The sequence below is a fragment of the Jejuibacter sp. L23 genome (genome assembly GCF_050815825.1).
Lineage (GTDB): Bacteria > Pseudomonadota > Gammaproteobacteria > Enterobacterales > Enterobacteriaceae > Jejubacter > Jejubacter calystegiae.
Window position 1 is genome coordinate 292,356 of record NZ_CP138199.1, and the last position, 17,096, is coordinate 309,451.

Genomic DNA, 17,096 nt, shown 5'->3' on the forward strand with positions numbered 1-17,096 from the left:
CTCGCTCAAACAGGTCACTGCTGCCGGGGTAACACCCGGCAGCAGAATGTGCTAACTCCGACGGGAGCCAATCCGTGAAAGACTTATTAAAGTTTCTGAAAGCGCAAACTAAAACCGAAGAGTTTGATGCGATCAAAATTGCTCTGGCTTCGCCAGACATGATCCGTTCCTGGTCTTTCGGTGAAGTTAAAAAGCCGGAAACCATTAACTACCGTACGTTCAAGCCGGAACGTGACGGTCTGTTCTGCGCCCGCATTTTCGGGCCGGTAAAAGACTACGAGTGCCTGTGCGGTAAGTACAAGCGCCTGAAGCACCGCGGCGTTATCTGTGAAAAATGTGGCGTTGAAGTTACTCAGACCAAAGTACGTCGTGAGCGTATGGGTCACATTGAGCTGGCTTCTCCGACCGCGCACATCTGGTTCCTGAAGTCGCTGCCGTCCCGTATCGGTCTGCTGCTGGATATGCCGCTGCGCGACATCGAGCGCGTGCTGTACTTCGAATCCTATGTGGTTATCGAAGGCGGTATGACCAACCTGGAACGTAGCCAGATCCTGACTGAAGAGCAGTATCTGGATGCGCTGGAAGAGTTCGGTGACGAATTCGACGCCAAGATGGGTGCCGAAGCGATCCAGGCGCTGCTGAAAGCGATGGATCTGGAGCAGGAGTGTGAAACCCTGCGCGAAGAGCTGAATGAAACCAACTCAGAAACCAAACGTAAGAAGCTGACCAAGCGCATCAAGCTGCTGGAAGCCTTCGTACAGTCCGGCAACAAGCCGGAGTGGATGATTCTGACCGTTCTGCCGGTTCTGCCGCCGGACCTGCGTCCGCTGGTACCGCTGGATGGCGGCCGCTTCGCGACTTCCGATCTCAACGATCTGTATCGCCGCGTGATCAACCGTAACAACCGTCTGAAACGCCTGCTGGATCTGGCTGCGCCGGATATCATCGTACGCAACGAAAAGCGTATGCTGCAGGAAGCGGTCGACGCCTTGCTGGATAACGGTCGTCGCGGTCGCGCCATCACGGGCTCTAACAAGCGTCCGCTGAAATCTCTGGCCGACATGATCAAAGGTAAACAGGGTCGTTTCCGTCAGAACCTGCTGGGTAAACGTGTCGACTACTCCGGTCGTTCCGTTATCACCGTAGGTCCGTACCTGCGTCTGCATCAGTGCGGTCTGCCGAAGAAAATGGCGCTGGAGCTGTTCAAGCCGTTCATCTACGGCAAGCTGGAGCTGCGTGGCCTTGCTACCACGATCAAAGCGGCCAAGAAAATGGTCGAGCGCGAAGAAGCAGTAGTATGGGATATCCTGGATGAAGTTATCCGTGAGCACCCGGTACTGCTGAACCGTGCGCCGACCCTGCACCGTCTGGGTATCCAGGCGTTCGAGCCGGTACTGATTGAAGGTAAAGCTATTCAGCTTCACCCGCTGGTGTGTGCGGCGTACAACGCCGACTTCGATGGTGACCAGATGGCGGTACACGTTCCGCTGACCTTGGAAGCCCAGCTCGAAGCTCGTGCGCTGATGATGTCTACCAACAACATCCTGTCGCCGGCGAACGGTGAGCCGATCATCGTACCGTCTCAGGACGTGGTTCTGGGTCTGTACTACATGACCCGTGACAAGATTAACGCCAAAGGCGAAGGCATGGTGCTGACTGGCCCGAAAGAGGCTGAGCGTATTTATCGCGCTGGCCTGGCTGAGCTGCACGCCCGCGTTAAGGTACGTATCACTGAGTATGAAAAAGATGCTCAGGGTGAGTTCGTGGCCAAAACCAGCCTGATCGACACCACCGTTGGTCGTGCGATCCTGTGGATGATCGTGCCGAAAGGCCTGCCGTTCTCCATCGTCAACCAGGCGCTGGGTAAGAAAGCGATCTCCAGGATGCTGAACACCTGTTACCGCATCCTGGGCTTGAAGCCGACCGTTATCTTCGCTGACCAGACCATGTATACCGGCTTTGCCTATGCAGCACGTTCTGGTGCTTCCGTTGGTATCGACGATATGGTTATCCCGGCTAAGAAAGCCGAGATCATCAATGAAGCGGAAGCTGAAGTGGCGGAAATTCAGGAGCAGTTCCAGTCTGGTCTGGTTACCGCTGGCGAACGCTACAACAAAGTTATCGATATCTGGGCAGCGGCCAACGACCGCGTATCCCGTGCGATGATGGAAAACCTGCAGACCGAAACCGTTATCAACCGTGACGGTGAAGAAGAGCAGCAGGTCTCCTTCAACAGCATCTATATGATGGCCGACTCCGGTGCGCGTGGTTCTGCGGCACAGATTCGTCAGCTGGCTGGTATGCGTGGTCTGATGGCGAAGCCGGATGGCTCCATCATCGAAACGCCGATCACCGCGAACTTCCGTGAAGGTCTGAACGTACTCCAGTACTTCATCTCGACCCACGGTGCTCGTAAAGGTCTGGCGGATACCGCACTGAAAACGGCGAACTCCGGTTACCTGACTCGTCGTCTGGTCGACGTGGCGCAGGATCTGGTGGTCACCGAAGACGACTGTGGTACCCACGAAGGTATCCTGATGACGCCGGTTATCGAAGGTGGTGACGTTAAAGAACCGCTGCGCGACCGCGTTCTGGGTCGTGTGACCGCGGAAGACGTGCTGAAGCCGGGTACTGCAGATATTCTGGTACCGCGCAACACGCTGCTGAACGAACAGTGGTGTGAAGTGCTGGAAGAGAACTCTGTCGACAGCGTGAAAGTGCGTTCTGTTGTTGCCTGTGACACCGACTTCGGCGTCTGCGCCCACTGCTACGGTCGTGACCTGGCACGTGGTCACATCATCAACAAAGGTGAGGCCATCGGCGTTATCGCAGCACAGTCCATCGGTGAGCCGGGTACTCAGCTGACCATGCGTACCTTCCACATCGGTGGTGCGGCATCTCGTGCGGCAGCTGAATCCAGCATCCAGGTGAAGAACAAAGGTAGCCTGAAACTGGTTAACGCCAAGACGGTTGTGAACTCCAGCGAAAAACTGGTGATCACCTCTCGTAACACCGAACTGCGTCTGATCGACGAATTCGGCCGTACCAAAGAGAGCTATAAAGTGCCTTACGGTGCAGTACTGGCGAAGGGCGATGGCGAACCGGTTAACGCGGGCGAAACCGTGGCGAACTGGGATCCGCACACCATGCCGGTTATCACCGAGGTGGCTGGTTTCATCCGCTTCACCGACATGATCGACGGCCAGACCGTAACGCGTCAGACCGACGAACTGACCGGCCTGTCCTCCATCGTGGTTCTGGATTCCGCAGAGCGTACGGCGGGTGGTAAAGATCTGCGTCCGGCACTGAAGATCGTTGACGCTAACGGCGACGACGTATTGATTCCGGGCACCGACATGCCGGCACAGTACTTCCTGCCGGGTAAAGCGATTGTTCAGCTCGACGATGGTGTACAGATCAGCGGCGGTGACACCCTGGCGCGTATTCCGCAGGAATCTGGCGGTACCAAGGATATCACCGGTGGTCTGCCGCGCGTTGCCGACCTGTTCGAAGCACGTCGTCCGAAAGAGCCGGCAATCCTGGCAGAAATCGGCGGTATTATCTCCTTCGGTAAAGAGACCAAAGGCAAGCGCCGTCTGGTTATCACGCCGGTAGACGGTAGCGATCCGTACGAAGAGATGATTCCGAAGTGGCGTCAGCTGAACGTGTTTGAAGGTGAGCGCGTAGAGCGTGGTGACGTGGTTTCTGATGGTCCGGAAGCACCGCACGATATTTTGCGTCTGCGTGGCGTTCAGGCCGTGACTCGCTACATCGTTAACGAAGTGCAGGACGTATACCGTCTGCAGGGCGTTAAGATCAACGATAAGCACATCGAAGTTATCGTTCGTCAGATGCTGCGTAAAGCGACCATCATGAATGCGGGCAGCTCCGAGTTCCTGGAAGGTGAGCAGGTGGAATACTCCCGCGTCAAGATCGCCAACCGCGATCTGGAAGCCGAAGGCAAAATCAGCGCGACTTACATGCGCGATCTGCTGGGTATCACCAAAGCGTCTCTGGCGACTGAGTCCTTCATCTCCGCGGCATCGTTCCAGGAGACCACTCGCGTGCTGACCGAAGCAGCCGTTGCGGGCAAACGCGACGAACTGCGCGGTCTGAAAGAGAACGTTATCGTAGGTCGACTGATTCCGGCGGGTACTGGCTATGCCTACCACCAGGATCGTATGCGTCGTCGCGCGGCTGGCGAAACGCCGGTTGTGCCGCAGGTCAGCGCGGAAGAAGCTTCCGCCAGCCTGGCAGAACTGCTGAATGCAGGTCTGGGCGGCTCCGACAACGAGTAAGCCTCAGCGCTCTAAAAAACCCTGCTTCGGCAGGGTTTTTTTTCGCCTCTGGTCGGCGGCTGTGATATAAAAGCGTTCCTTCATATTTGTATTCATTAAACCATCACTCCTGAAGGAACCAGCCACGACGATGCAGAGACGTTCTTTTTACCGCGTTAATGTTCCACACAGTACCGCGGGCTTTTGCGCGCTGATCGTTCATAACGGCAAAAGAATTAACCTTGCCATACAGAATATTTCCGTTGGTGGAGTCTGCCTGTATGGCCGCGATCCGTTAATTGCCGCCCTGCAACGGCACCAGACAGTCAGGCAGGTGAGCTTCTCACTGGGAGACTACCTGCGATTCGAGACGGATATCTTTATCATCGATAAGACCGTCCGTCTGGAGCAGGGGAAAGGTGAGGTGACAAATTTGCATATCCGTTTCGAAAATTTACCGCCCCGACAAGAGGTGGCACTCCAGCGTAGCATATACCAGCTTGAGATGAGTGTTCGCTATCCGGGAGTGGCGGAGAAACCCAGAGTCGTTATTCTGAAGAGGTAAACCGATTCGCATTAAAAGGTTAGAGAGGAATTAGCCTGTTATTAATGATTCCCTGATTTTAAATTCAAGCCTATTCCTAAATAATGAGTCTGTCCGTTATCTTATTTTTCTGAATAACGTTTTTTGCCGCTGAATTGTAAAAAGATGCAATTAATTTCAATGGGTTGTCAGAGTTTTCCTGTAAATTACTGTTGGTCTGTATCGATAGATTTGCGTCTCCTTCTTGCCTGGCATCGCGCATTACATTAGTATTCATATTTTCCAACGCGGTAACCACAAAACACTTAAGCCTCTCCCGGTCGTCTTAAATATTGTTTTTATTTATATTAATGCCTGGCAGACGTTTATATTTTACAAGATAATTCTGATTCAAGCGGGTAACCTGTTAATACTCATGACAAAGACTCTCGGATTATCAAAGAAGATACACTACAGTCTTCTTTCTGCTTTTATGGCGATTATTGCCACTGCCTTTTTTGTGATTGACAGTCAGAAAAAGACTATTCATAAATCATATATTAATATTAGTCGTAACTTTGTTAGTAATGTTGCGACACTGTATCTAAATAATATGATTGATGTAGTGGAAGAGAAAATCATCTCGGCCAGTAGTAAATTCGGCGGTGATGATATCTTTAACAACGCTTTTTACCACGACAGTCACAGCGTACTGGCGCACATGATGTTTATCATGTCAAAGTCACCGGAGATTAACGCGGTTATCCTGGCGGATACTCGCGGCCACTATCTCCGGGTGCCGGAAAAAGGGAGTATCGTAAAGAAGACGCCCCAGCAGATTCAGCAACGTCCGTGGTTTATTGATGAGGCTAACTCGCAGCATCGGGTACAGTTCACTGAGCCCTATAAGGATCTTATTACCCAGGTCAGCACCGTAACTCTTTCCACGCCGGTGATTAACAGCCACGGTTTTTTCAATGGAGTACTGGCGTTTGATATCAACCTTGCCCAGCTCAATAAAAATATTGAACGCCTGCTTCCTCCGGTGGAAGGCAATGTGGTACTGCTTTCCGATACGGGAAAAGTGATTGCCGATGATATTGTGGATGAAACGCCAGAGCGCCATGATTTCCAGACTATCCTGTCGGAGCTGAAAAAAAGCGGAGGGCTCTATTATGACGAGCATCAGGACCGCTGGTTCTTTTCGTATCGTTTTGATGGCCCCAAATGGCTGCTGGTCTACTCCGTGGAGAATCGGGCTCTGAATGAACTGGTCTGGAGCGAGTCCCAGAAGGTCATTTATGGCTTCGTCATCTCACTGCTGATTCTTCTGTTCTTTGGTTTTTACCTAAAGAGCCACTGGGATAAGACGCTGATCAACATCATCGGCCACATTAAAACCGGCGCGCCGGATGGCTGGGGTAACCTTGAATCTCTGCTTTCTCAGGAGATTAACAATACCCGGGAGCGTGAAGCAGCGTTGACGGCGGAATCTGCGCATGATGCCCTGACCGGTGCGCTTAATCGCCGGTCTTTTGATAAAGACCTTCAGCAGCATATTGCGGAGAATCGGATGTTCTCGCTGGCACTGCTGGATATCGATAATTTCAAAACCATCAACGACAGCTTCGGACATCTGGTCGGGGATGTGGTACTGCGCGGAATGGTGGCGGAATGTAAGGCGATTCTGGCGCAGGAGAAGGGCACAATCTACCGCTATGGCGGAGAGGAGTTTGCCATCATTTTCAGCGAAATACCGGAACAGCAGGCCTGGCAACTGCTTGAACAGTGCAGGCTTGGCGTCAGGAGTCGGGAATGGCGTGAAGATATTAGTGCGGTCACCTTTAGTGCCGGGCTGGGTCGCTGGAACGGCGAGGAAGCACAGGCGCTGATAGCGCAGGTTGATGCGCGTCTGTATCAGGCCAAGCATGCCGGTAAAGACCAGACTGTTGCTGGCAATGCCGCGTAGCCTACAGTTCGTTATCCTGAAAGAAGCGATCGAATCTGGCGGCGACCTGCTGTAGCAGTATGGCATCGTTACTCTGGTGTAACTGGCGGGTGCTGTCATCCCCGAGCCAGACGGCATCGCAGGCTGGGTAATATCGGGTACGCAACGCCGGAGGGATGGCGCTGAACAGCGCGCGGGTCGGCACCTGAAAGCCCGCGGCAATATGCAGGGCGGAAGAGTCTGCGCTGTAGAGATAGTCGGCGCCAGCAATGGCGGCGATAAATTTAGGGGTGCTGTCGCACTCTCTGGCGATGCAGCGATAAGCAGGGTGAGCAATACGGTTGAAGCCCAACACCGGCAGTTTAAAGCGCTGGTGGAGCCGCTCGACAATCTCAGGGTAATGGCGCCGGGGAATGGCGCGCAGCGGCGTGCTGGAGCCGGGGCTGAGCAGTACATAGCGTTGCCCGTCGCCCGGAAAATCCGGGAGCGACAGCTTGCGCAGCCAGCGGTTCTGTTTATCCTCAATGGGAATATTCGCCGCCGTCAGCCCCATATGGTTGTAGAAGAAGTCATGCATTTCCTGGGTGGCGAAATCGCGGCGAAACAGCTGGTTGCCCATATCGATGACAATCCCTCTATCGGGTAGCCTGGCGGGCAGCCGGGCCAGTTCGCTGATAATGCCGGCTTCATGCGCCATGCGATACAGGGCTTCAACGCTATCGCTGGCACAGGCGGGGCGCAGCACCCGAATCATCAGTTCCGGATAACGCCGTCTCAGGGTGTTGAGAATCTCAATGCCAATAACGGAATCCCCCAGCGCCACGCCCATACCGTTAATCACGGTCACCTGGTCGTGTTTTCCGATATCGAGGTGAAAAGGGCGCAGGGCGGCGTTATGAATTTCCGGACGAGCCAGACGGCTCAGGCAACCGTAGCGCTGGCCATGTTCGATATCGTAACTGGCGACCAGGGTCTGGCCGTCACTAAGCAGGCTGCCGGGGCTTGTCAACAGGTTATCGGTCATAGCGTATTACGGTGGGTCAATGGTGGTTTTATTATAGGTTCACCTCCCGGTGGGGTACAAAAGTAGCGGCGCATGCGCCGCTGAGACGGATGACAAACACGGGCCGAACGCGTTTGGCCAGAATCACCAGATCATTGATTTTCGGCTGATAACCACAAAGAGGGAAAAACCACGTTTTTTCCCTCTTTGTCATCAACTGTAGCGGCGCATGCGCCGCTACGGGAACGGATTAGAGAGGCGTTCTTCCCAGCCAGCTATCCCAGTCTTTCCAGACCGACTGTAACCCGGCTCGGGATAGCGCCTGCATGACCTGTTCGGGGCGACGCCCGTCGTGTGGAGCGAACTGCTCCAGTTCCGGATGATCGTCCGCATAGCCCCCCGGCTGGGTTTTTGAGAAGGCGCTGACGTTATTGATGGCGATAGGCACCACCCTGTCGCGGAATTCGGGCGACTCCCGGGTGGAAAGGGAAAGTTCGACTTCCGGCGCCAGCAGTCGGAAAGCGCAGATCGCCTGCACCAGTTGGCGCTCGTCCATAATTGATGCGGGCTCAATGCCGCCTGCACAGGGGCGCAGGCGCGGGAAAGAGACCGAATAGCGACTCTGCCAGTACTGGCGCTGTAGCCACAGCAGATGTTCCGCCACCATAAAACAGTCGATACGCCAGCTATCGGACAGACCGCTCAGCGCCCCAAGGCCTATCTTATCGATTCCGGCGCGCCCCAGACGATCCGGCGTTTCCAGCCGCCAGAAGAAGTCCTGCTTGTTGCCGCGCAGGTGATGGCGGGCGTAGGTGGCCTCGTGGTAGGTCTCCTGATACACCATCACGCCGTCCAGTCCCAGGCCTTTTAGCTCGGCATACTCCTCCTGAGAAAGCGGCTGTACCTCCATCTGCAACGAACTGAACTGGCGGCGAATGGCAGGCAGATGACGACGGAAATAGTCCATTCCCACCTTACTTTGATGCTCGCCGGTGACCAGCAACAGGTGGCTGAAACCCAGTTTGCGAATCGCCTCGCATTCACGGGCTATCTCCTGTTCATCCAGAGTCTTACGCCTGATGCGGTTACTCATGGAAAATCCGCAGTAGGTGCAGTCGTTGGCGCACAGGTTGGAAAGGTAGAGCGGTACATAGAATCCCACCGTGTTACCGAAACGCTGGCGCGTCAGGCGCTGGGCCTTCTGCGCCATGGGCTCCAGATAACCGGCGGCGGCTGGTGAAAGCAGCGCCATCATCTCGCGTGCACCGGGACGGGGAGCATTCAGCGCGCGCTCGACGTCTGCGGCGGTCTGGCTGTTGATCTCCAGACGTAAGGCGTCCCAGTCCAGCTCACGCCAGCGGTCAGTAAAGGTCTTCATGCGTCGGCCTCCAGAAACTGCGTCAGCGGGCTGGTGGCCACCGCCTGTGAATGGCGGGTTCCCTGGCCTGCCCGGGCTGCCATGGCACCGGCTTCCACCGCCAGCCGGAAAGCCTGAGCCATACGAACCGGATCGCTCGCTACGGCGATGGCGGTATTCACCAGTACGGCGTCGGCGCCTATCTCCAGTGCCTCGCTGGCGTGGCTTGGAGCGCCAATACCGGCATCCACCACGACCGGCACGCTGGCCTGGTCGATGATGATCTCCAGCAGAGGACGTGTCTGTAGCCCCTGATTGGACCCGATGGGCGCCCCCAGCGGCATAACGGCGGCGCAGCCTGCTTCCTCCAGCCGTTTACACAGTACCGGATCGGCGCCGCAGTAGGGCAGAACCACGAATCCTTCCTGCACCAGGCGCTCGGCGGCGCGCAGCGTTTCTATTGGGTCCGGCAGCAGCCAGCGGGCGTCGGGATGAATCTCCAGTTTAATCCAGTGGGTGCCCAGCGCTTCCCTGGCCAGGCGTGCGGCGAAGATCGCTTCATCGGCGGTTTTGGCGCCGGAGGTATTCGGCAGTAGCGAAACCCCCAACGCTCGCAGCGGTGCCAGAATGTCATCCTGACGGTTATTCAGATCCACCCGCTTCATGGCCATGGTGACCAGCTGGCTGCCCGATGCCTGGAGCGCATCGCTCATCAGCTGCGGCGAGGCGAATTTGCCCGTTCCGGTGAACAGGCGTGAGTTAAAGGTTTTATCGGCAATCTGTAGCATATTAACCTCCGGCAATGGCCTGGAACAGCAGGAGGCTATCGCCTTCCTGCAGGCGGTGGTGCTGCCACTGTTCGCGCGGAATGATGGTCTGATTAACGGCCAGCGCGGCGCCCGGCTGGTGCAGGTTCATGCTTTCCAGCAGCGTTGCCACGGTCGCGTCATCGTCGCAGGTGACGGGTTCGTCATTAAACTGAATGCGCACTGACACCTCCGCAAACCGGGCAGCTCTGGCTCTGCTGACGTGCCAGGGTACGCCACTGTAGAGAGCGGGCATCGAACAGGTGCAGACAGTCGTCGCGTACCGGCAGGTCGCACAGCAGCTTGATGGCCTCCAGCGCCTGAAGTCCGCCCATAATGCCGACCACCGGCCCCAGCACGCCCGCGGTACGGCAGTTGCGCTGTGGTTCGCTATCGTCGGGCCACAGGCAGCGGTAGCAGCCGTGTAGCCAGGGGGGCGTCAGCACCATCATCTGGCCGCCGAAGGCCACGGCGCTGGCGCTGACCAACGGCTTAGCGAGCGCTACGCAGGCCGCATTAATGGCCTGACGGCTGGCCATGTTGTCGGTGCAATCCAGCACCAGATCGACTTCGCCGACGGCCTGATGCAGGGCATCGCCTTCCAGCCGTTTATTCAGCGTGATCAGGTGAATATTCGGGTTGATTCCGTGCAGGCGCCGCCGTGCGGCCTGGGTTTTAGGCTGGTCGATATCCGCATTACTGAACAGAATCTGGCGTTGCAGATTGCTGATGTGCACGCAGTCGTCATCGGCCAGCCACAGAGAACCGACACCGGCACCGGCCAGCCAAAGCGTCGCCGGTGAGCCGAGCCCGCCGAGCCCGACGATCAAAACCCGGGCATTCAGCAGTTTTTGCTGACCTTCCGGGCCGATGTCCTCCAGCAAAAGCTGGCGGCTGTAGCGCATAAAATCCGTATCATTCATCACCCGCTCCTGCCAGCTGGAGTAGCTGCGCCGTTGCGGCCTGCCAGTCCGGGGCCTGAGTGATGGCGCTGACCACAGCGATACTGCCGACACCTGTCGCCAGCACCGCCGGCGCCCGGGCGATGCTGATGCCGCCGATAGCGACCGTGGGGGTATCCCCCAGGCGTGCGATATGCGTAGCCAGTTGCTCCAGCCCCTGGGGGGCCGATGGCATTTGTTTGGTCTGGGTAGGAAAGACGTGGCCCAGCGCAATGTATGAAGGACGTACCGCCAGCGCGACATCGATTTCCATATCGTCATGGGTAGAGACGCCCAGCCGTAGCCCGGCGGCGCGGATCGCATCGAGATCGGTCTGCTCCAGATCCTCCTGACCAAGATGAACGCCGTACGCGCCATGCTTTATCGCCAGCCGCCAGTAATCGTTGATAAACAGCCGGGCGTTGTAGCGCTGTCCCAGGGCGATGGCGGCAATAATATCTGCCTCCACCTCGTCATCCTGTTTATCTTTAATGCGTAGCTGGATGGTACGCACACCCGCCTCCAGCAGGCGTGCGATCCAGTCAACGCTGTCCACTACCGGGTAGAGACCCAGGCGGAAGGGGACGGTGGGGAAATCGGGCTGGTACATTAGGCTTCCTCCTGACGAAGATAGATCTCGCCGCCTTTGGCGCGAAAGGTATTCGACATATCTTTCATTCCTTCGGCGATCTCCTGCTGTGCCGCATAGTCGCGAACTTCCTGGGTGATTTTCATCGAGCAGAATTTCGGGCCGCACATGGAACAGAAGTGCGCCACCTTACCGGATTCCTGGGGCAGGGTTTCGTCGTGATAAGCGCGGGCGGTAAAGGGATCGAGTGCCAGGTTGAACTGATCTTCCCAGCGGAATTCGAAGCGCGCTTTGGACATAGCGTTGTCGCGGATCTGAGCGCCGGGGTGTCCCTTGGCCAGATCGGCGGCGTGCGCGGCGATCTTATAGGTAATCAACCCCTGCCGGACGTCCTCTTTATTCGGCAGACCAAGGTGCTCTTTCGGCGTGACGTAGCAGAGCATGGCGCAACCGAACCAGCCAATCATGGCGGCGCCGATGCCGGAGGTAAAGTGGTCGTAACCCGGCGCGATATCGGTGGTGAGCGGCCCCAGCGTGTAGAATGGCGCTTCATGGCAGTGCTCCAGCTCTTCGGTCATATTGCGGCGGATCATCTGCATCGGCACATGGCCGGGGCCTTCAATCATCACCTGGACGTCGTACTCCCAGGCGATTTTGGTCAGCTCGCCCAGGGTATGCAGTTCGGCGAACTGGGCTTCGTCGTTGGCGTCCTGAATTGAACCGGGCCGCAGGCCATCGCCCAGCGACAGCGAAACATCATAGGCGGCACAGATCTCACAGATTTCGCGGAAGTGCTGGTACAGAAAGCTTTCCTGATGATGCGACAGACACCACTTGGCCATAATGGAGCCGCCGCGCGAAACGATACCCGTCAGGCGTTTGGCGGTCATTGGTACGTAGCGTAGCAGGACGCCCGCATGAATCGTAAAGTAGTCGACGCCCTGTTCCGCCTGCTCCAGCAGCGTATCGCGGAACATTTCCCAGTTCAGATCTTCGGCAACGCCGTTCACTTTCTCCAGCGCCTGATAGATGGGCACCGTACCGATAGGAACCGGGCTGTTTCGCAGGATCCATTCACGGGTTTCGTGGATATAGCGGCCGGTGGAAAGGTCCATCACGGTATCTGCACCCCAGCGGGTGGCCCAGACCAGTTTTTCCACCTCCTCTTCAATGGAAGAGGTCACCGCAGAGTTGCCGATGTTGGCGTTGATTTTCACCAGAAAATTGCGGCCGATAATCATCGGCTCGGATTCCGGGTGGTTAATATTTGCAGGGATAATTGCCCGCCCGGCGGCCACTTCGTCGCGTACGAATTCCGGGGTGATGTCCTGCGGCAGATGGGCGCCGAAGCTTTCTCCCGGATGCTGCTGGCGCAGTATCTCGCCGCGGATGCGCTCGCGGCCCATATTTTCACGCAGGGCGATAAATTCCATCTCTGGCGTGACGATGCCCTGGCGGGCGTAATGCAACTGGGTGACCCGCTTGCCGGCAAGGGCGCGGCGCGGAGGCAGCAGACCGGTAAAGCGCAGCTCGTCCAGGCCATCGTCCGCCAGACGGGCTTTGGTATAGCTGGAACTGCGATCGTCGAGCAGCGCGGTATCGCTGCGTGCGTCTATCCACGGCTGGCGCAACTTCGCCAGCCCTTCGCGGACGTTAATCGAAATATCCGGATCGCCGTAAGGGCCGGAGGTATCGTAGACCGGCACCGGTTCGTTCTCTTCGTATTGCGGGTTGGCTTTATCTCCGCCGGTAAGCGTTGGGCTCATCCGAATTTCGCGCATGGGAACGCGGATGTCCTGACGGGAGCCGGTCAGATAGATACGGTGGGAGTTGGGAAAATTGGTGCCTTCCAGAGTATCGATAAACTGCTGGGCGGCGGCGCGCTGTTCACGGCGATTAGGTTTTGTTGATACAGACATAGCTCGTTCCGGTTTTTTAGTGACTGGAAGTGGCTTGTCAGAACGACGGAAGGAGTAACAGGCACGGGCGCAGGTGCGCGCGTAGATGAAATTACTCTTGTTCCCTTCGCAGGTTTTAACCTGATCAGGTTCCGCGGATCCCGAATTAACGGTCTCAGCCCGTGCATGGCACTGGGCACTCCGACAAGATAAAAGGCCTGCTCCGTATCATCGGGCAGGCCTTATGTAAACTACGCGTTAATGAATGGGAACTCAAGCCGGTCGGGCAAAATGTCCGCAATCGTTAGCACTGTCCAGGCTGTCGCCCAGCGCCAGAACGATCAGACTATCCTCCAGCGTGAAACGAGACGCCATAGATTCTCCAAGCTTTGACAGCACCTGGTGGAACTCCAGACAGTTATCATGATCGATGGCGATCTCCAGATGTGAATCGTAATAATCCATGATCTGTTGAGTATTCGCTTCCAGCTGTGTCCAGAGCTGCCCGGCGGAGGTGCGGGGCTCTCCCTCTTCCATTTCGCGGATAATGCGTTCATAAATATTGAAATGGCCGCAGGAGAGATAATCCACCAGACGCTGGCAGAAATCGTCCAGCGCCATCTCGTCCAGTGCAGAGAGCGATCCTTTGCCAGGTTTGATCCCAACCAGGTTGTAATAAGCCACTAACAGCTGTTTGCGATCCTGCAGTAAACGATCGATCAACTCATTACAACCACCAACGCGCTCTGCCAGTCTTTCCAGTTGGTTTAGCATGATTGACTCCGTGAGTTATATGATTAAAACGCTAAGTAACCTGGAATGTAAAAACAATGTTAAAAGAGTGCCAGTGAAGCCGAGGTCGTGCAAGAGATTATGGAACATACAGTAGAAAAATTAGACTATGGTTGGTGGTTCGTCAGCCATCAACAGAAATTATGGTTGCCGCAGGGGGAACTTCCGCACGGTCACGCACAGCAGTTTGGGCTGGTGGGTTGCGCTGCGCTGCAGGTTGGTAGCTGGCAGGGAGAGCCTGCCTGGTTGGTGGTGCAGGAGCGTTCGCGTGATATGGGATCGGTGCGTCAGTTGATTGATGAGGATCCTGCACTGTTTCAACTGGCCGGACGCGCCGTACAGCTGGCAGAATTTTATCGTTCCCACCGTTTTTGTGGTTACTGCGGGCACAGCATGCATCCCAGTAAAACGGAGTGGGCAATGCTGTGTAACAACTGCCGGGAGCGTTATTATCCGCAGATCGCCCCTTGCATTATTGTGGCGATTCGCGATCGCGACAAGATCCTGTTGGCCCAACATAATCGTCACCGAAATGGCCTTTATACCGTACTGGCGGGGTTTGTTGAGGTAGGGGAAACCCTGGAGCAGGCGGTGGCGCGGGAAGTCATGGAAGAGAGCGGCATTCAGATTAAAAACCTGCGTTATATCTCCTCTCAACCCTGGCCATTTCCTCAGTCGCTGATGACGGCCTTTATGGCGGATTACGATAGTGGGGAATTGGTTGTCGATCGCAGCGAGCTGCTTGATGCTAGCTGGTATCGTTACGACCAGTTGCCGCTATTGCCGCCTCCGGGGACAGTGGCCCGACGTTTGATCGAGGATACTGTCGCGCTGTGTCGGGCCGAGCACGAACAAGACTGAGCTGTGTTGTGATGCGCCGGTCAGAATGATATATAAACAGAGTTATTTATGATTCCCCACTAAAGTATTTCTCCTTCTGGTCGATCCTGATTAGAAGGGGGACTATCTCGTGTATTCAGAATGGGTCGTTGAAATAAGCGCGCAGGGGACAGGATTGAGTTGCCAGGGGAAAAGGATATGCCCGGAAAACTAACGCAATGCTGTTTATACGGTATCTGGCTGGCCTGGCTGAGTGCCATTGTTTGCTACGTCATGGCGCATGACGCGCTACTGATCATTTCCATTACGCTACTGGCAGGTCTTTGTTTCATTTTATTGACCTCAAAATTCTTTTCAGGAAGGAGAACGTTCAGGATGTTTAATTTTAGCAAGAGCGATGAGAAAACGGATTCTCAGAATACGGTAACAAAATCGCTGCCAGTTGAAAGCCGTCCGAAAATGGAACTGCCGCCGTCGGAAGGGCGCGTGGTCAGGGAAACGGTGATTACGCCAGATACGGTGCTGAGTGGCTCAGTATCCAGCGAGTCGGATATCGTGATCGATGGCACTGTTGAAGGGGATATCAGCAGCCAGAAGAGCGTGCGGATCGATAACCATGGCAATATCACCGGTAATGTTGTGGGCCATAAGGTCGTGGTCAACGGCTATCTGAAGGGAACCTGTCGGGGGCACAGCGTGGTGATTATGGCCCGTGGGCGTGTGGAAGGGGACATTTTCGCGCATGAGTTATCGATTGAGCGCGGCGGTATTTTTAGTGGTAGTTCACACCACGTTGAGGCGGTGACCGACAATAATACGTCGGCCCAGAACACACTTCCGGCACTGGCCAGTGAAGATAATGTGATTACGCCTGAGTTTATCGGCAAAGAGACGCCAGAAGAGAAAAAAATCCGGCGAAACAAGTGAAAGTCATAAAAACGGCCCACACTCAGGTGTGGGCCGTTTTTCATTCCATGACCTGCCGGGGGATATCCGTGCATCCGCCTGGCTGGAAATGCGTGTTAATCTATGGCGACCACTTGTAAGGAAAACGCTGATGACCGAACTGAAAAACGATCGATATCTGCGCGCGTTGTTGCGCCAGCCGGTGGACGTAACGCCGGTATGGATGATGAGGCAGGCGGGGCGCTATCTTCCGGAATATAAAGCCACCCGCGCGCAGGCCGGGGACTTTATGTCGCTGTGTAAAAATCCGGAGCTGGCCTGCGAAGTTACCCTGCAGCCGTTGCGCCGCTTTGACCTGGACGCGGCAATTCTGTTTTCCGACATTCTGACCGTTCCGGACGCCATGGGACTCGGCCTGTATTTTGAAGCGGGAGAAGGGCCGCGCTTTTCGCACCCGGTGCGTAGCCGGGCCGATGTCGATAGGTTGCCGGTACCGGATCCCGAGCAGGAACTTGGCTACGTGATGGATGCCGTGCGCACCATTCGTCGCGGCCTGCAGGGTAGCGTCCCGCTTATCGGTTTTTCCGGCAGCCCCTGGACCCTGGCTACCTACATGGTGGAAGGCAGCAGCAGCAAGGCGTTTACCATTATCAAAAAGATGATGTATGCCGACCCCGAGGCGCTGCATCGCCTGCTGGATAAACTGGCCCGGAGTGTCACGCTGTATCTCAATGCCCAGATTCGCGCGGGCGCGCAGTCGGTGATGATTTTCGATACCTGGGGCGGCGCGCTGACCGGGCGTGATTATCTGCAGTTCTCCCTGAATTACATGCACAAGATTATCGATGGTTTGCAGCGTGAAAACGAAGGTCGCCGCGTGCCGGTGACGCTGTTTACCAAAGGGGGAGGCCAGTGGCTGGAAGCCATGGCCCAAACCGGCTGTGATGCGCTGGGGCTGGACTGGAGCACGGATATCGCCGATGCCCGACGCCGGGTAGGGGATAAGGTCGCGCTACAGGGGAATATGGATCCTTCCATTCTCTATGGCTCTGCGGAGCGCATTGAGCAGGAGGTTGCCGACATCCTTGCAGGATTCGGTAACGGAGAAGGGCACGTCTTTAACCTGGGGCACGGCATTCATCAGGATGTGCCACCGGAACACGCTGGCGCCTTTGTCGAGGCGGTACACCGCCTTTCCGGACAGTATCACCAGTAA

Annotated in this window: 14 protein-coding genes and 1 riboswitch; of the genes, 6 read left to right on the forward strand and 8 right to left on the reverse strand. The window is 56.0% G+C overall.

Features of this window, described 5'->3' with window-relative positions; translation table 11 throughout:
* Positions 1-74: 74 nt before the first annotated feature.
* From rpoC to SCU88_RS01370, 3 genes are all read left to right on the forward strand, one after another.
* Positions 75-4,298, forward strand: coding sequence for a DNA-directed RNA polymerase subunit beta' (gene rpoC, locus SCU88_RS01360; protein WP_138095296.1), 4,224 nt, complete (start codon positions 75-77; stop codon positions 4,296-4,298).
* A 130-nt stretch (positions 4,299-4,428) separates the two neighbouring features.
* Positions 4,429-4,842, forward strand: a complete 414-nt coding sequence (locus tag SCU88_RS01365; protein WP_138095297.1) for a PilZ domain-containing protein — start codon at positions 4,429-4,431, stop codon at positions 4,840-4,842.
* Between the two features lie 571 nt (positions 4,843-5,413).
* Positions 5,414-6,769, forward strand: coding sequence for a sensor domain-containing diguanylate cyclase (locus tag SCU88_RS01370; RefSeq protein ID WP_277752994.1), 1,356 nt, complete (start codon positions 5,414-5,416; stop codon positions 6,767-6,769).
* A gap of 1 nt (position 6,770) precedes the next feature.
* Here SCU88_RS01370 and SCU88_RS01375 read toward each other — a convergent pair whose 3' ends face one another.
* The 8 genes from SCU88_RS01375 to rsd form a co-directional block, all read right to left on the reverse strand.
* A complete protein-coding gene (locus SCU88_RS01375; RefSeq protein WP_175342311.1) occupies positions 6,771-7,772 on the reverse strand; it encodes a glycosyltransferase family 9 protein in 1,002 nt (333 codons plus the stop codon).
* A gap of 229 nt (positions 7,773-8,001) precedes the next feature.
* Positions 8,002-9,129: a 2-iminoacetate synthase ThiH gene (gene thiH / locus SCU88_RS01380; protein ID WP_138095300.1), complete on the reverse strand. Its 1,128-nt coding sequence runs from the start codon at positions 9,127-9,129 to the stop codon at positions 8,002-8,004.
* Positions 9,126-9,896 carry a thiazole synthase gene (locus SCU88_RS01385; protein ID WP_175342310.1) on the reverse strand — a complete coding sequence of 257 codons (771 nt, stop codon included), beginning with the start codon at positions 9,894-9,896 and terminating at the stop codon, positions 9,126-9,128. Before SCU88_RS01385 ends, thiH begins: the two co-directional genes overlap by 4 nt.
* Position 9,897: 1 nt before the next feature.
* Positions 9,898-10,098: a sulfur carrier protein ThiS gene (thiS, locus tag SCU88_RS01390; protein WP_138095302.1), complete on the reverse strand. Its 201-nt coding sequence runs from the start codon at positions 10,096-10,098 to the stop codon at positions 9,898-9,900.
* Positions 10,082-10,837 carry a molybdopterin-synthase adenylyltransferase MoeB gene (locus SCU88_RS01395; protein WP_175342309.1) on the reverse strand — a complete coding sequence of 252 codons (756 nt, stop codon included), beginning with the start codon at positions 10,835-10,837 and terminating at the stop codon, positions 10,082-10,084. The genes thiS and SCU88_RS01395 overlap by 17 nt, the downstream gene beginning before the upstream one ends.
* Positions 10,830-11,465 carry a thiamine phosphate synthase gene (gene thiE / locus SCU88_RS01400; protein ID WP_138095304.1) on the reverse strand — a complete coding sequence of 212 codons (636 nt, stop codon included), beginning with the start codon at positions 11,463-11,465 and terminating at the stop codon, positions 10,830-10,832. The genes SCU88_RS01395 and thiE overlap by 8 nt, the downstream gene beginning before the upstream one ends.
* Positions 11,465-13,363: a phosphomethylpyrimidine synthase ThiC gene (thiC, locus tag SCU88_RS01405; RefSeq protein ID WP_175342308.1), complete on the reverse strand. Its 1,899-nt coding sequence runs from the start codon at positions 13,361-13,363 to the stop codon at positions 11,465-11,467. The genes thiE and thiC overlap by 1 nt, the downstream gene beginning before the upstream one ends.
* Before the next feature lie 84 nt (positions 13,364-13,447).
* A riboswitch (TPP riboswitch) is annotated at positions 13,448-13,556 on the reverse strand.
* A 59-nt stretch (positions 13,557-13,615) separates the two neighbouring features.
* A complete protein-coding gene (rsd, locus tag SCU88_RS01410) occupies positions 13,616-14,116 on the reverse strand; it encodes a sigma D regulator (RefSeq protein ID WP_138095306.1) in 501 nt (166 codons plus the stop codon).
* Positions 14,117-14,215: 99 nt separating this feature from the next.
* On the opposite strand from rsd, the gene nudC reads away from it, so the two are divergent.
* From nudC to hemE, 3 genes are all read left to right on the forward strand, one after another.
* Positions 14,216-14,995, forward strand: coding sequence for an NAD(+) diphosphatase (nudC, locus tag SCU88_RS01415; RefSeq protein ID WP_175342307.1), 780 nt, complete (start codon positions 14,216-14,218; stop codon positions 14,993-14,995).
* A gap of 354 nt (positions 14,996-15,349) precedes the next feature.
* A complete protein-coding gene (locus SCU88_RS01420) occupies positions 15,350-15,901 on the forward strand; it encodes a polymer-forming cytoskeletal protein (RefSeq protein ID WP_175342306.1) in 552 nt (183 codons plus the stop codon).
* Positions 15,902-16,031: 130 nt separating this feature from the next.
* Positions 16,032-17,096: a uroporphyrinogen decarboxylase gene (gene hemE / locus SCU88_RS01425; protein WP_175342305.1), complete on the forward strand. Its 1,065-nt coding sequence runs from the start codon at positions 16,032-16,034 to the stop codon at positions 17,094-17,096.

Bases quoted from the DNA above. Each gene is read 5' to 3' on its own strand.
- SCU88_RS01420 (WP_175342306.1), top strand. From the start codon at position 15,350: ATGTTTAATTTTAGCAAGAGCGATGAGAAAACGGATTCTCAGAATACG.
- rsd (WP_138095306.1), bottom strand. From the start codon at position 14,116: ATGCTAAACCAACTGGAAAGACTGGCAGAGCGCGTTGGTGGTTGTAAT.
- SCU88_RS01395 (WP_175342309.1), bottom strand. From the start codon at position 10,837: ATGAATGATACGGATTTTATGCGCTACAGCCGCCAGCTTTTGCTGGAG.
- SCU88_RS01370 (WP_277752994.1), top strand. From the start codon at position 5,414: ATGATTGATGTAGTGGAAGAGAAAATCATCTCGGCCAGTAGTAAATTC.
- SCU88_RS01365 (WP_138095297.1), top strand. From the start codon at position 4,429: ATGCAGAGACGTTCTTTTTACCGCGTTAATGTTCCACACAGTACCGCG.
- SCU88_RS01385 (WP_175342310.1), bottom strand. From the start codon at position 9,896: ATGCTACAGATTGCCGATAAAACCTTTAACTCACGCCTGTTCACCGGA.
- thiE (WP_138095304.1), bottom strand. From the start codon at position 11,465: ATGTACCAGCCCGATTTCCCCACCGTCCCCTTCCGCCTGGGTCTCTAC.
- thiH (WP_138095300.1), bottom strand. From the start codon at position 9,129: ATGAAGACCTTTACTGACCGCTGGCGTGAGCTGGACTGGGACGCCTTA.
- hemE (WP_175342305.1), top strand. From the start codon at position 16,032: ATGACCGAACTGAAAAACGATCGATATCTGCGCGCGTTGTTGCGCCAG.
- nudC (WP_175342307.1), top strand. From the start codon at position 14,216: ATGGAACATACAGTAGAAAAATTAGACTATGGTTGGTGGTTCGTCAGC.
- thiC (WP_175342308.1), bottom strand. From the start codon at position 13,363: ATGTCTGTATCAACAAAACCTAATCGCCGTGAACAGCGCGCCGCCGCC.
- SCU88_RS01375 (WP_175342311.1), bottom strand. From the start codon at position 7,772: ATGACCGATAACCTGTTGACAAGCCCCGGCAGCCTGCTTAGTGACGGC.